Annotated in this window: 16 protein-coding genes; 4 read left to right on the top strand and 12 right to left on the bottom strand. The window is 63.1% G+C overall.

Annotation, left to right across the window (positions count from 1 at the left end; translation table 11 throughout):
• The first annotated feature begins 27 nt into the window (after positions 1-27).
• Positions 28-171 (top strand): hypothetical protein, encoded by a 144-nt coding sequence (locus IYX23_RS08335; protein ID WP_196392455.1) that lies wholly within the window; start codon positions 28-30, stop codon positions 169-171.
• On the opposite strand, the gene IYX23_RS08330 is transcribed toward IYX23_RS08335, so the two are convergent.
• The 10 genes from IYX23_RS08330 to IYX23_RS08285 all read right to left on the bottom strand — a co-directional run bounded on the left by IYX23_RS08330 (position 158) and on the right by IYX23_RS08285 (position 10,097).
• On the bottom strand, positions 158-508 hold the full coding sequence (locus tag IYX23_RS08330) for a DJ-1/PfpI family protein (RefSeq protein ID WP_196392454.1): 351 nt from the start codon (positions 506-508) through the stop codon (positions 158-160). The genes IYX23_RS08335 and IYX23_RS08330 overlap by 14 nt on opposite strands.
• Positions 505-765, bottom strand: a complete 261-nt coding sequence (locus tag IYX23_RS08325; protein WP_196392453.1) for a hypothetical protein — start codon at positions 763-765, stop codon at positions 505-507. Before IYX23_RS08325 ends, IYX23_RS08330 begins: the two co-directional genes overlap by 4 nt.
• Before the next feature lie 67 nt (positions 766-832).
• Positions 833-2,416 (bottom strand): peptide chain release factor 3, encoded by a 1,584-nt coding sequence (locus IYX23_RS08320; protein ID WP_196392452.1) that lies wholly within the window; start codon positions 2,414-2,416, stop codon positions 833-835.
• A gap of 114 nt (positions 2,417-2,530) precedes the next feature.
• The gene (locus IYX23_RS08315; RefSeq protein WP_196392451.1) at positions 2,531-3,121 is read right to left on the bottom strand and encodes a DUF3501 family protein; all 591 of its coding nucleotides are present in this window, start codon (positions 3,119-3,121) and stop codon (positions 2,531-2,533) included.
• Positions 3,122-3,282: 161 nt separating this feature from the next.
• Positions 3,283-4,629, bottom strand: coding sequence for a heterodisulfide reductase-related iron-sulfur binding cluster (locus tag IYX23_RS08310; RefSeq protein ID WP_196392450.1), 1,347 nt, complete (start codon positions 4,627-4,629; stop codon positions 3,283-3,285).
• Positions 4,630-4,832: 203 nt separating this feature from the next.
• Entirely contained in the window at positions 4,833-5,252 is a 420-nt protein-coding gene (locus tag IYX23_RS08305; protein WP_026223003.1) for a rubrerythrin family protein, read from the bottom strand.
• A gap of 155 nt (positions 5,253-5,407) precedes the next feature.
• The gene (locus IYX23_RS08300; RefSeq protein WP_196392449.1) at positions 5,408-6,418 is read right to left on the bottom strand and encodes a methyltransferase; all 1,011 of its coding nucleotides are present in this window, start codon (positions 6,416-6,418) and stop codon (positions 5,408-5,410) included.
• Between the two features lie 42 nt (positions 6,419-6,460).
• Entirely contained in the window at positions 6,461-7,861 is a 1,401-nt protein-coding gene (gene der, locus IYX23_RS08295) for a ribosome biogenesis GTPase Der (RefSeq protein WP_196392448.1), read from the bottom strand.
• 38 nt (positions 7,862-7,899) lie between these two features.
• Positions 7,900-8,676, bottom strand: coding sequence for a tetratricopeptide repeat protein (locus IYX23_RS08290; protein WP_196392447.1), 777 nt, complete (start codon positions 8,674-8,676; stop codon positions 7,900-7,902).
• Between the two features lie 86 nt (positions 8,677-8,762).
• A complete protein-coding gene (locus IYX23_RS08285; protein ID WP_196392446.1) occupies positions 8,763-10,097 on the bottom strand; it encodes a sorbosone dehydrogenase family protein in 1,335 nt (444 codons plus the stop codon).
• A 163-nt stretch (positions 10,098-10,260) separates the two neighbouring features.
• On the opposite strand from IYX23_RS08285, the gene IYX23_RS08280 reads away from it, so the two are divergent.
• Positions 10,261-11,070: a DUF72 domain-containing protein gene (locus IYX23_RS08280; RefSeq protein WP_196392445.1), complete on the top strand. Its 810-nt coding sequence runs from the start codon at positions 10,261-10,263 to the stop codon at positions 11,068-11,070.
• Here the strand turns inward: IYX23_RS08280 and IYX23_RS08275 are convergent.
• A complete protein-coding gene (locus tag IYX23_RS08275) occupies positions 11,067-12,179 on the bottom strand; it encodes an endonuclease/exonuclease/phosphatase family protein (protein WP_196392444.1) in 1,113 nt (370 codons plus the stop codon). The two genes, IYX23_RS08280 and IYX23_RS08275, sit on opposite strands and share 4 nt — an antisense overlap.
• A gap of 102 nt (positions 12,180-12,281) precedes the next feature.
• Positions 12,282-13,844: an MFS transporter gene (locus IYX23_RS08270; RefSeq protein WP_196392443.1), complete on the bottom strand. Its 1,563-nt coding sequence runs from the start codon at positions 13,842-13,844 to the stop codon at positions 12,282-12,284.
• 178 nt (positions 13,845-14,022) lie between these two features.
• On the opposite strand from IYX23_RS08270, the gene IYX23_RS08265 reads away from it, so the two are divergent.
• On the top strand, positions 14,023-14,637 hold the full coding sequence (locus IYX23_RS08265; protein ID WP_196392442.1) for a TetR/AcrR family transcriptional regulator: 615 nt from the start codon (positions 14,023-14,025) through the stop codon (positions 14,635-14,637).
• Positions 14,634-15,092: a hypothetical protein gene (locus IYX23_RS08260; protein ID WP_196392441.1), complete on the top strand. Its 459-nt coding sequence runs from the start codon at positions 14,634-14,636 to the stop codon at positions 15,090-15,092. The genes IYX23_RS08265 and IYX23_RS08260 overlap by 4 nt, the downstream gene beginning before the upstream one ends.
• The last annotated feature ends 11 nt before the right edge of the window (positions 15,093-15,103 follow it).

Here is a 15,103-nt window from a genome sequence, read left to right as displayed (position 1 = left end):
GCTCGCGGTGCGTCTTAGGGAACAAACATGACAGCTCTGCTGCACAGCAATTATTTCTCCGCAGTCCTGACCGAGACCCAAAAGGCCCTGGAGTTCTCCGCAAACGTGCTCATTCTCGCCGCGACCGTGGCGCTCGTCGGCGCGTTCTTGACGCTGATCAGGGGCGCTTGAACTTTTGGGATGCGGCGGCGGCGGCTTCGCGCGCCGCGACAAGCTCGGTCCGCCGCATCTCTTGCAAACATTCGACGACAGGCGCGGGCGCTGTTTCCGGGTCGCCGGCGCTAAAGGGCGGCTGCGGATCATATTCGACGAGAAGTTGTAGAGTCTCGGCGAGTTCCCTGCCGCGCAACGCCGCGGTAAGAGCGAGTCCGAAATCAAGTCCGGCCGTCACGCCGGCGCCGGTGACCCGATTGCGGTCGACGACAACGCGCTGTTTCACGACTTCGGCGCCAAAAAGCGGCAGCAGATCCCGCACCATCCAGTAGCCCGCAGCTTTGTAGCCGTTCAATCGAGCGTCTCCCCGTCGCGCATGGCGGCGGTGGTCCCCTTCAGCCCGCCAGGAACGAAAAGAATGTCGAGGTCCTTTGGACAGGACTCGAAATCATGATGCGCCGAGTACGACACGCCGAGATCGCTCGTCACCGGCGCGCGGCTCTTCCCGACATAAAAGGCGTTCGCATTCCCAAGACGCTGGAAGAAGGTCTGCGGGCCAACGAGGTCGAGGTCGAACATCGCCGGATAGATCAGAGTCGCGATTTGCAACATGGCCGGCCGTCTCCCTGAACGGTTTCCCCACGCCTGCCGTTCCCACCCGCCATATCGGAGCGCGGCCTTACGCCGCCCGCTTCTGATAGTCCTTCACATCCGAGAATGTGATCGCCGGATTGCGCTCGGCGTCATAGTTAAGCTGGAACGCCGACGAACTCATGAACACCGGCGCGCCGTCGAGATCGTCGGCGATGCTCGAACCATTCGCATCGATGAAGCTTTTCAGCTTCGCTGCATCGTCAGATGCGATCCATCGACAAATGGCGAAGCGCGGCTGTTCATAGCGCGTCTGCAGTCCATATTCCCCCTCAAGCCGCGTCGCCAGCACGTCGAGCTGCAACGCGCCGACAACGCCGACGATCGCGCCAGAGCCGTCGTGCGGCGTGAAGACCTGCACGACTCCCTCTTCCGCAAGCTGCTGCAAGGCTTCACGCAGCTTCTTCGCCTTCATGGCGTCGCCGATGAGAATGCGGCGCAGAATTTCCGGCGCGAAGCTCGGCACGCCGCGAAAGACGATCTCCTCGCCCTCGGTCAGCGTGTCGCCGATGCGCAATTGTCCGTGATTGGGCAGGCCCACAATGTCGCCGGCGTATGCTTCGTCAGCGATCGAGCGGTCGCGCGCGAAGAAGAACTGCGGCGCGTTGATCGGAATGTTCTTGCCCGTGCGAATGAGCTTCGCCTTCATGCCGCGCGTGAGCCGACCCGAGCAGACGCGCATGAAGGCGATGCGATCGCGATGGTTCGGGTCCATATTCGCCTGGATCTTGAAGACGAAGCCGGTCATCTTCGGCTCCTTCGCCTCGACCAGACGCTTGTCCGCCTCCTGCGCACGCGGGCTTGGCGCATATTCCGCCATCGCGTCGATCAGATCGCGAACGCCAAAGTTGCGCAGCGCGCTGCCGAAAAAGACGGGCGTCAAATGGCCCTCGCGAAAAGCGGAGAGATCGAAGGGCTTGTTGCCTTCTTCGGCAAGCATCGCCTCCTCCCGCCATTCATCCGCGCCGCTCGGCAAAAGCGTGTCGAACAGCGGATCATCGAGCCCGCTCGTTTGCAGCAGTTCGGCGTCCTCGTCGATCCGGCGCACAGTTTTCGTCGCGAAGCGGTAGGTGCCGGCAAAGCCTTTTCCCGAGCCGATCGGCCAGGTGATCGGCGTCGCGTCGAGCGCGAGAGTCTTCTCGATTTCGTCGATGAGATCGAAAGGGTCGCGCGCTTCGCGGTCAAGCTTGTTGATGAAGGTGACGATCGGAATGTCGCGCAGGCGGCAGACTTCAAAGAGTTTGCGCGTGCGCGCCTCGATGCCTTTGGCGGCGTCGATCACCATCACCGCGGCGTCGACGGCGGACAGCGTGCGGTAGGTGTCTTCCGAAAAGTCCTCGTGGCCCGGCGTATCCAAGAGATTGAAGACGCAACCGCCGTATTCGAAGGTCATGACCGAGGTGACGACGGAGATTCCGCGCTCGCGCTCGATGCTCATCCAGTCCGAACGCGTCTGCTGAGCGTTGCGCTTGGCCTTGACGGCGCCGGCAAGCTGAATTGCGCCGCCGAACAGCAGCAGCTTTTCAGTGAGCGTCGTCTTGCCGGCGTCGGGATGCGAGATGATCGCGAAGGTGCGTCGGCGTGAAACGGGGTCGTTGGCGGGGGTTGTCAATGCACTGTCGGTTGTGAGGGAAACGCTTGAAGAGGACTTAACGGCAAGCGAGGCTCACGGCAATCTTGCTTCATTAGAGGCCGAGGGCATCATCGATCGCCGCCAAGCGCGGCTTCAGGCAAAATCCTCCGCGAGCGATGCCCGCGTCGCTTCCGACAAAACAGCCATATGGCTGTAGTTGGGATGCGACAGGCCCAAAATCACGCGCGTGTTCGGCTCCCTGAACGCCGCAATCTGCGCCTTCGTGAAGGGGAAGTGCACGAATTGCACGCTGCTGGCCTTGCCTTCAGCCGTGGTGCGATCCTGATCCTGCTCGGCCTTGCCGGCGACGCGCTCGCCGCCGACTTCGATGGAGGCCGTCTCCTCGACGCCGCCAAGTTGCGCCAATACGCGGGCCCGCCGCAGCGCGTCGTCGATCTCGATCATGAACGTCGCGACGAGTTCGTTACCCTTTGGAATCAGCGGATTATATGCCGCAAGCTCGTCCGTGATCTGCGCCTCGCCGCCTTTTTCGATGTGCAGCATCTCCTGCACCTGCAACCACATCGTATCGAAATTCTCGAAGTAGAAGGTGACGTAAGGGCCGACCTCAACCCGGCGATGCCGCTTGAGCGCCGTGATGCGCTTTCGATGTTCCGCGCGGTCCTTGGCGTATTCCGCCCAAGGGAGAATATCGGCGGGGATCAGTTGGTGACGATCTGTCATGAGGCGCCTCGCATCTAACACCCTCCCCTTGAGGGGGAGGGTCGAAGCGCGAAGCGCTTCGGGGTGGGGTGACTACAACGAAAACGAGGGGCGGGCCACCCCACCCCGCGCCTTCGCGCGACCCTCCCCCTCAAGGGGAGGGTAAGGTTCGGGTCCAGCCGCTACGGGTTTGACAACCCGTAAGCTCTCGCCATCAGCACAATCGGATGGCCGACGCGTTCCGGCTTCGGCGACTCGCCGCCGAGCGTCTCGATCTCCTGTTCGATATGCAGTCCGGCAAGCGGGCATTCGGAAACGACATGCTTCTTGTCGGCGTTCTGCAACTGCCGCGCGGCGGGCTTGCCCACCTTCATCGCCGTTTCGAAATTGCCCTTCTTGTAGCCCCATGCGCCGCCATGACCCGAGCAGCGCTCGACCACGGCCACATCGGCTTCAGGGATCAGCGCCAGCAGCTCCGCGCCTTTCTGGCCGATATTCTGGGCGCGCGAATGACAGGAGACATGGAAGGCGACGCCGCCATCGAGTGGCGCCATGCCTTCGGCCAGCCCCTCTTTGCGGGCGATGTCGACGACATATTCGGAAAGGTCGAATGTCGCCTCGGCCAAACGCTTGACGCTCTCTTCCTCCGGCAGAATCAGCGGCCATTCGAATTTCAGCATCAGCGCGCAGGACGGCACCGGCGCGACAATGTCGTAGCCCGCGTCGATGTAGGGCGCGAAGGCCGCGGCCACCTTGCGCGCGGCCTCCGCCACGTCGTCGAGCATCCCCTGTTCGAGCTTCGGCATGCCGCAGCAGGCCGGGTGCACGACTTTGGTGTCGACGCCGTTTCTCGCGAGCACGGCCAGCGCCGACATGCCGATCGACGTATCGTTGTAGTCGCCATAACAGGTGGCGTAGAGCACGGCCTTGCGCGCCTTGGCCGGCGCCGACTCGTCGCGCGCCGGTGGATTTGCGGCGGCCTGCGCTTCAAGCGTCTTGCTGGCGTATTTTGGCAGTTCGGCGTTGCGATCGACGCCCGCGACTTTCTCCTCGAGGCCGCGCATCGTTGCGTTGTCGCGGCGCGTCGCCCAATTGGCCGCGCCTGAGATCAGCGTCGCCCATTTGCCGTAGCGGTCAGTGTCGGCAAGCGCGCGATCGACGGCGGGCACGCCGTTCTTCTTCGCTTCCACCGCGCGGTAGCGCAGGATCAGATGCGGAAAGTCGATGTTGAACTCATGTGGCGGCACATAGGGGCACTTTGACATGAAGCACATGTCGCAAAGGGTGCAGGCGTCCACGACCTGTTTGAAGTCCGCGCTCGCGACCGTGTCGAGCTCGCCGCTTTTCGATTCGTCGATGAGATCGAACAGCCGCGGGAAGGAGTCGCACAGATTGAAACAGCGCCGGCACGTGTGACAAATATCGAAAACCCGGCGCATTTCCGCGTCGAGCTTCGCATCGTCATAAAAATCGGCGCTGCGCCAATCCAGCGGATGCCGGATCGGAGCCTCGAGGCTGCCTTCTCTCATCTTTGTTGTTCCAAAACACAACGGCCGTCATGGCCGGGCTTGTCCCGGCCATCCACGCGGGGATGCTGCAGAGCGGTCGCCGCACGACAGGGATACTGAAGCCCAGCCGCTGGCGCGCGGGTCAGGCTCTGAGCCTTTCGCGGTCCCATCGCGTGGATGGCCGGGTCAAGCCCGGCCATGACGCGAAGGACGTAATTCTCTGCTTACTTCAGCTCGTCCAGGGCGCGCTGGAAGCGGCCGGCGTGCGAACGCTCAGCCTTGGCGAGCGTCTCGAACCAGTCGGCGATCTCCTCGAAGCCCTCGTCGCGGGCCGAGCGGGCCATGCCGGGATACATGTCGGTATATTCGTGCGTTTCCCCGGCGACCGCGGCCTTGAGGTTATCGGCGGTCTTGCCGATCGGCAGGCCGGTCGCAGGATCGCCGACGGTCTCCAGGAACTCCAGATGGCCGTGGGCGTGGCCGGTCTCGCCTTCGGCGGTGGAACGGAACACGGTGGCCACGTCATTGTAGCCTTCGACGTCGGCCTTTTGAGCGAAATAGAGATAGCGGCGATTCGCCTGCGATTCGCCGGCGAAAGCGGCCTTCAAATTTTCTTCGGTCTTGCTGCCCTTGAGCATAGCCATTTTCTTGCCTCCGAGTATCTGAGTCGGCGCGGCCGTTAGGCCCGCGACGCAAGAATTAGAATAATTCAAAACTAGCTTCTGTCCAACCAAAATCCAGAGCGGAGACGCGGGGATTCGTCGCAGGCGCCGTGGACGCGTTCGCGCGCGCGGCGGCTCTATTTGACGCCGACCACCATGGAATCCGGCCCCGTCAGATGCTCAACCCGGGAGCTGGAGAACCCGGCTTCCTTCATCCAGCCCTCGCAGTCGGCCCCCGTAAAGTCGAAGCCGCCGTCGGTTTCGATCAGCATGTTGAGGCTCATCAGCAGGCCGAAAGCGTTCTCGCGACGATCATTGTCGATCATGGCTTCATAGACGATGAGCGCGCCGCCTTCTGGGAGAGCGTCATAGGCCTTCTTCAACAGCATCCGCTTTTGCTCAAGATCCCAATCATGAAGGATGTGCCCCATGATGATGACGTCGGCCTTGGGCAAATCGTCCTTGAAAAAGTCGCCAGGGTGGAACCGCAGTCGCTCCGCGAGCCCATTGGCTGCGACAAATTCCTCGAATATCGGTCCGACTTGGGGGAGATCGAAGCCGCCGCCCGAAAGATGCGGATGCGCCCGCGCAATTGTGACGGGGACCATGCCCTGCGCGGCGCCGACATCGACGAAGGTCCGATAGTCCCGCCAGGAGAATTTGTCGGCGATCGCCTGGGCGGCGCCGGCGCTCACGCCGCTCATCGCGGAGAGGAAGCCGCGCAGACGTTGCGGATCGGCGTAGAGGGCCGCGAAGAAATCGCTCGAGTCCTGATTTTCGCTTTGGCGTCGGCCGGTTTTCAGCGCCTCAGACAGATGTCCCCAGCTCTCGTAGAGGCGCGCATTGGCCATCTCCAGCAGCCCGCCGACATAGCTCGGCCGACCGCGCACAAGGAAAAAATCCGTTTCGGGCGTATTGGCGTAACGCCCGTTGGCGTCGCGCTCCAGAGCTTTCATTGCTACGAGCGCGTCGAAGAAGTCGTGCGCGGAGCGCTTATGTAAGCCGAGTTTCGGCGTCAGCGTCGCAAGGTCGGCGGGGCCGTCGGCGAGAGCGTCGAAGACGCCGAGCTCCACTGCCGAAAGCAGCGCCTTGGCGTTCCAGAACGACATGCCGAGAGCGAGAAGTTTTTCAGGAGAAGGCTTGAGCATGGCGCCACAATCTCGTGAGAGGCGTTATGACACAAGAGTCGCTCAGCCTTTGCGACGTCCTTCGAACGGGTTCTCCCCCGACTTTTTCGAGATCCTGATCGGCACGCCGGGAAGGTCGAAGGTCTTACGCAGACCGTTGATCAGGAAGCGCTCGTAACTCGTCGGCAATTCGTCGAGCTGATTGCCGAAGAGCACGAAATGCGGCGGCCGCGACTTGGCTTGCGTCATGTAGCGTATCTTGATGCGCCGCCCGGAAACCGCCGGCGGCGGCGTCTCCTCGATTTGCGTCAGCAGCCATCGATTGAGCCGCCCGGTGCCGATGCGCTTGTTCCAAATTTCATGAACCGCGACGATCGCTTGCATGAGCTTGTCGAGCCCCTGCCCCGTCGCGCCCGACACCGGAACCACCGGACAGCCGCGCAGCTGCGCCAGCAGGCGTTCTGCGTCTTCGCGCAGCTTGATGAGCGTCGCGTCGCGGTTCTCGACGAGGTCCCACTTGCCGAGCGCAATGACGACGGCGCGCCCCTCGCGAGCCGCGAGGTCGGCGATCGAGAGATCCTGCTTCTCGAAGGGAATCGTCGAATCGACGAGCAGCACGACGACTTCCGAAAACCGCACGGCGCGCAGCGCGTCGGCGGCCGACAGCTTTTCCAGCTTATCGACGACGCGGGCGCGCTTGCGCAGACCGGCCGTGTCGAAGAGCTTCATCTTCCGATCGCGCCACACGAAATCGACCGAGATCGAATCGCGCGTGATTCCCGCTTCGGGTCCCGTCAGCAGGCGCTCCTCGCCGAGAATGCGGTTGATGAGCGTCGATTTTCCGGCGTTGGGCCGTCCAACGACCGCGATGCGCAGCGGCTTCGTGACATCGAGGTCGCTGCCGTCCTCATCGTCGTTGCGCAGATTTTCTTCAATGGCGACGTCGTCTTCGAAAGGTTCGGCGGTCTCCTCGGGTAGAGCCTCGCGCAGCGCGTCATAGAGCGCCCCCATGCCTTCGCCATGCTCGGCCGAAAACGGCACGGGATCGCCAAGACCCAGCGAAAAAGCGTCGTAGACGCCAGGCCCGCCGGCTTTTCCTTCCGCCTTATTGGCGATCAGGATAACCGGCTTGCCGGCGCGACGGACCAGATCGGCGAAATATTTGTCGTCGGGCATGACGCCGGCGCGCGCGTCGATGAGAAAGAGAATTGCGTCGGCAGAGAGGATCGCGTTCTCAGTCTGGGCGCGCATGCGCCCTTCCAGAGTCGGGCCCCGACCTTCCTCCAGCCCGGCCGTGTCGATGATGGTGAAGCGCAGATCGGCGAGCTTGGCTTCGCCCTCCCGGCGGTCGCGGGTGACGCCGGGACGATCGTCGACGAGCGCCAGCTTCTTGCCGGTTAGCCGGTTGAACAGCGTCGACTTGCCGACGTTCGGCCGGCCGATGATCGCGAGCGAAAAGGACATGACTCGTTTCTCGCTGCGCTGCCGCGCCCCTTCGCCAACTATTTCGAGGGCTTCACCTCGAACGGCGCCTCGCCGGACGGCGCAGCGCCTTCCTGTTCCGGCTCGATCACCGGCGTCACGCTGATATTGCCGCCGCTCGGAGCTCCCCCAGCCGCCGCCGCCGCCGGCTTGGGTCCGCGTTTCGCGTGCAGCAGCCCCTGATAGGCCGCGGCGCGCTGACGCACGGATTGCGGAGCGTCGCGATCGCTGAGCAGAACGTTGAAGTCCCTCTCGGCCTCGTCGAAATCGTCATTGGCCAGCGCGTCGAGACCGTTCCATTCTTGCGCCGAGAAGCGGAATGCGCCGTTCGAGGTCATCATGGGCCCGAGCGCGCGTTCCATTTTCTGGCGGTCGCCGCTCTCGAGGATGATCAGCGCGGCGCGCAGCAGCGCGACTTCCTGGTTCAGTTTGTCGACGTTCTTGTCGTCGGCGATCGCGTCCAATTCTTGGAGCGCGCGCGCTTTGTCCTCGCGCAGTTCCGCTGCGCGGATGCGCGCGAGCGTCGCATAGCCTTTGGGAGCGTCCTTGGCGAGCGCGTCGAAAGCGGTCGCCGCCTCCTGAGCCTTGCCTTCGTTGGCGAGCGCGACCGCGGCTTCAAAACGAGCGTTCGCGGCCTCCGCCATTTTCTGACGGTTGGTCTGGTAATAGCTCCACGCGCCGGTCGCAGCGACGATCAGCACAGCGAAGATCAGAATCGGCGTGTGATAGCGCCGCCAAAGGTCCGCCGCCTTGTCGCGCCGGACATCTTCATCGACCTCATGGAAAATATCGGACATGTGCGCCAGACCCTTGACTCCGCCCGAAAAAACCGGGCTGACCGCAGCCGATAGCATAGGCGGCGGCCAAATGCGAGCGCAGCCGGCTAGTCGGTTTCCTTCTTAACCGCGCTTGCCCGCCACACGACGCCGCCGACGTCGTCGGCCACCAGCAGTGCGCCGCGCTTATCGACGATCACGCCGACCGGCCTGCCCTGCGCTTCGCCGCGCTCGTTCAGGAAACCGGTCAGCACCTCTTTGGGGGCGCCCACCGGCACGCCATTCTCGAACTTTACAAAAATGACGCGGTAGCCCACGCGGGGACTGCGATTCCATGATCCGTGCTGGCCGATGATCGCGCCGTTCTGGAACGGCCCGAGGGCGGAATCGCCGACGAAGGTGAATCCGAGCGAAGCCGTATGCGAGCCGAGCGCGTAATCCGGCCGGATCGCCTGTTTGACGAGTTCCCGATCTTGGGGCTGCACGCGCTCGTCGACATGCTGTCCGAAATAGCTGTATGGCCAGCCGTAAAACGCGCCGTCGCGGACCTTCGTCATGTAGTCGGGCACCAGATTGTCGCCGATCTCATCGCGTTCATTCACCGCGACCCAGAGATCGCCTGTCGCCGGGTTCCAGTCCATCCCGACCGGATTGCGTAGTCCCGAAGCGAAAACGCGGGTATCGCCGGTCGCCGGATCGATCTCCAGAATGTCGGCGCGGTTATGCTCTTCCTCCATGCCATTCTCGGCGGCGTTGGAGTTGGACCCGACGCCGACGTAAAGACGCGAGCCCACCGGGTCCGCGACAAGGCTCTTCGTCCAGTGATGATTGCGGCCGGCCGGCAGATCCGCGACATTTTCGGGGGCGGCCTCAATGCGCGTGTCGCCTTCCTTATAGGGGAAGCGCACGAGCGAATCGGCGTTGGCGACATAAAGCTGATCGCCCACCAGCGCCATGCCGAAGGGCGAATTGAGATTTTGCAGAAAGATCTCCTTCGTCTCGGCGACGCCGTCGCCATCCGCATCTCGCAGCAGCGTGATCCGATTGGCGCTGGGATGATCAGAGCCGGCTTGGCGCATATAGAGGCCCATGAAGAAGCCGCGAATGCTGCCGCCGCCTTCGTTTTCGGACTTGGGCGGCGCGTCGGTTTCGGCGACGAGAATGTCGCCGTTCGGCAATTCGTACAGCCAGCGCGGATGATCGAGACCCGTCGCAAAAGCTTCAACGCCCAGCCCCTCGGCGGGCGTGGGTTTTTCGCCGCTTGGCCAGCCGACCGCGCGCGCGATATTCACATATGGAAAGGCCCCCGTCGGATGCGGCGCCGGCAGCGTCGGATTGGGTCCGTAGCCAGCGCTCTCCGGCAGTTCGGGGCCGCGATCGCAGGCGGCGAGCGCGGTTGCGGTCAGCGCAAATATAAATCTTGATAACAATTTCGCCGCCATGGCGACCCCTTCCCCAAACGACCCGGTAGATGCGATCGGCGCAGCTTCTGACGATCGACACCCGGCGACGAAGACAAATATGTTGTCGATGACGCCGCTAAAAATGGCGCAGCAGGGGCAAGTCTCAAGCCCTCGCCAGTCGACACGCCAGACTGGAGCACAAATGAGTCAAAAGACGGGACGCATCTATGTCGGCGTCGGCGGCTGGAATTACGCCCCTTGGCGCGCATCCTTTTATCCCGCCGGCTTGCCGCATAAGCGGGAACTCGAATATGCGAGCGGTAACGTCACCTCGATCGAAATCAACGCCACCTACTATCGCACGCAAAGCGCCGCGAGCTTCGCCAAATGGCGCGATGAGGCGCCCGAAGATTTCATTTTCAGCGTCAAGGCGCCGCGCTTTGCGGTGATGCGCAAGACGCCACGAGAAGCGGGCGAGTCGATCGAACGCTTTTTTGCTAGCGGCGTGATGGACCTCGGGGACAAACTCGGACCCATCTTGTGGCAGTTCCTGCCCAACAAGAAATTCGACGCAGGGTTCTTCGACGCCTTTCTTTCCCTGCTGCCAAAGAACATCGGCGGCCGACAGCTGATGCACGCGATTGAGCCGCGCCATGAGAGCTTCAAGACGGCTGAATTCGTCGCGTTGGCGCGCCGGCATGGCGTCGCCATCGTCATTGCCGGCGATTCAAAATATCCGCTTATCGCCGATCTGACCGCGCCCTTTGTCTATGCGCGCATCATGGGAACGCGTGAGCAAGAACCGCAGGGCTATGACGCCGCCGCCCTCGATGAATGGGCGAAGCGCGCGCGACGTTGGGCGAGCGGCGCTGCGCCGAGCGAACTCAACTATATTGCGGAAACACAACGGAAGGCGGCGACGCCGCGAGACGTGTTCCTCTACGTCATCAGCGGCGCAAAGGAACGCAATCCGGCCGCCGCCATGGCGCTGATCGAGCGACTCTCCCGCTAAAGATCGATATCGGCCCATATCGCCGCATGATCGGAGGCGGCGTCTTCCTTGCGAGCGACTTCCGGATAGGCCTCCCAGCGTTTGGCCCGCGCGCCGGGCCACATGCCTTTGCGAAACGCGCCGCCGCTTGTGACCCTGTCGAACAGCGCCGGCGACAGCAGAATGAAGTCGATCTTATTGCCCGCGGCGCAACTGCCGTAAGTGCCTGGGAAACCGCCGTCGTCAAATTTCGGATGCAAAAAGATGTCCTTCAGATCTGTCCCTTCGATGAGAGGACTCAAAGGTTCGCTGTCCGGCGTGTCGTTGAAGTCGCCCATCACGACGATGTTCTTGATCCCCATGGCGACGCGTTCGTCGTAGATTTGAGCGACGCGTTTTGCCTGCGCGCGACGTTTGGCGTTGGATGAATGCTGCGAGCCGAAACCCTTGCTCTTGAAGTGATTGAGCATCACCAGCATGCGCGCGCCGGACGGCGCCGTCACCTCGAACTCGGCGCAGTCACGCGAAAAGATCGGATTCCGCTCGTCAAGCATTTCGTCGACGTGGCTGCGCAGCACGCCGATGGGAAACCCCTGCCGCGTCAAGAGGCCGACGTCGATGCCGCGCGTGTCGTTGCCGTCGATCACCATTGCGTGCCGGAATGCCTCGCCGCCGAGCGCAGCGACGACGTCCGCATTGAAATCCCGCAGCACCGGCCGGCTCTCGACTTCGACGACGCCGAGAACGTCCGCCTCGACATCTCTCATCACCCGCGCCGTATTCCGCATCGCCTGTTCGTCGACGGGCTCGTCGCGCAACTCGAGCGAGCCGACCCAATCGGCGCGCCCGCTCGCAACAATTTGAACGCCGCCCGACTTGGGGCGTTTGATCAGTCCGCCTCTGTTGCGCCGCAGAATGACGAAATCGCCGACGTCGGATTTTTCCAAATCAAGTTCAATGACAAGTTTCGCCATGCGCTTCTTGTCGTCGGCGCCGTAAGAAGGCTGCGCCAGCAACGTATTCAGTTCCGCGAAGCGTTCGAGAATAGGTTTGCCTTGCGAGAGGCTCTTGAGATTCATCGCGCGTGCGCGATCGAATAGATTCTCAACGTTGTATGAGGCGAGTCTCATGAAATTCCCCAAGCGCAAAAAACAACAGAACGCGCTGGAGGCTAAAGCTCGACGCGCGCCGTGACAAGCGCATGACGGGCGACGCAGGCCTTCGAACTCACGCTACGCCGGGGCCGAACTCGGCTTTTCGCCTGCGCCTTCCGGCGACGGAGGACGCGCTTGCTTGAGCGCAATCTTCGTCGCGAACGCGGCGCCGACAAGCCCCAAGGCGCCCAACCAGGCGGTCGCTTGAAAACCGGCGCAAAAGGCGTCGCGCGCGGCGGAGAGCGTCCGCTCGGCCACTTCGGGAGGCAAGAATTTGACGGCATCCGCCGCGCCGCCGAGCGTCGCGCCGGCCGCCCGCGCGACGTCCGCCGGGAGCCCCGCGACGACGTGGGCCATTTTGGCTCGGTAGATCAGCGTGCCAAGACTGCCGAGCGCGGCGATGCCAAGGGCGCCGCCAAGTTCAATCGCTGTTTCCGACAAGGCTGACGCCGCGCCGGCGCGCTCGGGCGGCGCCGACGTGACGATGATTTCCGTCGTCAGCGCGATCACCGGCGTGAAGCCGACGAGAAGCAGAGACGATAAAAGCACCCCGTAGAATCCTTCCGCCAGCGCGAGGCCGACAAATCCAGCCGCAGCGACGATCAGTCCGCCGGCGAGAAGATTGACGGGCGTGATGCGGCGCGCGAGCGCGGGCGTGGCGAAGGAGCCGATCATGAAGACGATCGCCGACGGCGTTGACCACAGCCCGGCATCGAGCGGCGTCAAACCAGCGACGAGCTGAAAATACTGGGCGAGCAGAATGAACGACCCGAACATGAAGAAGACGCCAAGCATGTTGATGCAAAGCGCGGTGTTCAGCGACCGCGAGCGAAACAGCGCGAGATCGATCAAAGGATCTTCGAGCCGCGACTGCCGGCGCAGGAACAAGAGCGCGAGCGCGACGCCTGCCGCCGTCGCTCCGATCGCGTCGGCGCCGAAGCCCGCCTCGGCGGCGCGCTTCAATCCGTAAACGAAGGACAGCACCGCCGCGAGCGACAGAAGCGCGCTGGCGAGATCTAGCCGGCCCGCGTCGGGATCGCGATATTCCGGCAGAAGCACCGGCCCAAGAATAAGCAGAAGGACCATTACCGGGACGCCCGCGAGAAAGACCGATCCCCAGCCGAAAGACTGAATGAGCGCGCCGCCGACGAGCGGCCCGATGATGGCGCCGGCGGAGAAGCTCGAAATCCACATGCTGACCGCAAAAGTGCGTTCAGACGGATCGCGGAACATGTTGGCGAGCAGCGACAGCGTCGACGGCGCGAGGGTCGCTCCCGCAACGCCGAGCGCGGCGCGCGCAAAAATCAGCATCTGCGCCGATTTCGAGAAAGCGGCGATGATCGATACGGCGCCGAACGCCGCGGCCCCCAGCAGCAGCACCTTGCGCCGGCCGATGCGATCGCCGAGCCCGCCCATGATCATCAGGAAACCGGCGACCATGAAGCCGTAGACATCGATGATCCACAGCAGTTGCGACGCGCTCGGCCGCAGTTCCGCCGTCAGCGCCGGAATAGCGAGATTGAGCACCGTGAAGTCCATCGCATAGACCAGGCAGGGCAGAGCGAGGATGGCGAGCCCGATCCACTCCCGGCGCGTCGCCTTGAGCGAAGGATCGGATGCGTCTGGCGCGGCGCTATGCAAGGAGTCGCTCCGTCGGCCCTCTTGGGCGTGAGCGCGCAGCGTTTATCGGTTTTGAAGAGCGACATCAATAAACGCCCCTGCCCGAGGCGTGGCAGCGCGCCTTGAAAGCACGATTGAGCCTTGAAGTTCACACGACGGGCGCTTGACATCGGCGAGAGGCAATGTCACACGCTATGACATGACGTCATACAAACTGACATCGCTTCGCGAGACGCATAAGGATCATACGCGAACGCGTATTCTCGAGGCCGCGATCGACGAGATGCGCGAGGGAAAGCTGGATGCGTTCACCATCGCCAAAGTGGCTGAGCGGGCGAAGGTGACCGAACGAACGGTCTACCGCCACTTCCTGACCCGCGAGGATCTCTTGAAGGCGGTCTGGCCGCGCATGCAGGCGCGCGTCGGCAGTTCGGGCTTTCCGCAGACCGCTGACGATTTGATCGCCACGCCGCTGCGGCTGTTCCCTCGATTCGATGAAGAAGAGGGACTGATCAGAGCGTCGATCTCTTCCGAAGCCGGACGCGAAATGCGCTTAAGTTCGAACCCGCAGCGTCAGGCGGCGATGCTCGCCTGCGTCGCCGACGCGCTGCCCGAGATGGACGACGCCGCCAAACGCCGGCGGGCCGCGATCGTCCAGCTGATCGACAGCGCCTACGCCTGGTCGGTCCTGAGGGATTTCTGGGGATTGGAGGGCGCCGAGGCCGGCCGCGCGGCGTCCGAGGCGATCGCCGTCCTGCTCGGTCGCCGCTCGGCCGCCGATGACCGCGATTTTTCACATGGAGAAGAGAAATGACCTGCATCGCCCACGCTTCCATCCCAGCGGACAATCCGGAGGTCGTCGCGACGCCCTTCCCGCCTGCGGGGCCAAACTCCTGGATGGCTTGGTCTGGCGACGGCGAAGTCGAGCTTGAGATCGCGCCGCGCGGCCACGTGCTCGCCTACGGCCCTGACGAGGGCTACTGGACCCCGCAAAATCAGGGAACGCGTCTTTCCGAAGCGCATCTCGCCATTTGCGTGGCTCGGCCGGCGGAGGAGATTATCGCCATCGCGACACGGGCCGGCTGGCCGGCGCGGGCTTGCGATCGCGGCGACGGATTGTTCCAGCTGTCGGAAGTGTGGGTCGAAGGCGCATTCATGCTGGAATTCCTGGACCCGGCGCAGACCGCGCGCTATCGCGAGGTTGTCACGCCTGAGAACTGGAAGCGTTTCCTGCAGTCGATGCAGAACGCGGAAGCGACCGCCGGCTGATCCACGCTTAC

The organism is Methylocystis sp. L43 (assembly GCF_015709525.1).
Lineage (GTDB): Bacteria > Pseudomonadota > Alphaproteobacteria > Rhizobiales > Beijerinckiaceae > Methylocystis.
Note: the sequence above shows the minus strand (reverse complement) of the source record. Positions and strands in the feature narration are given on the sequence as shown.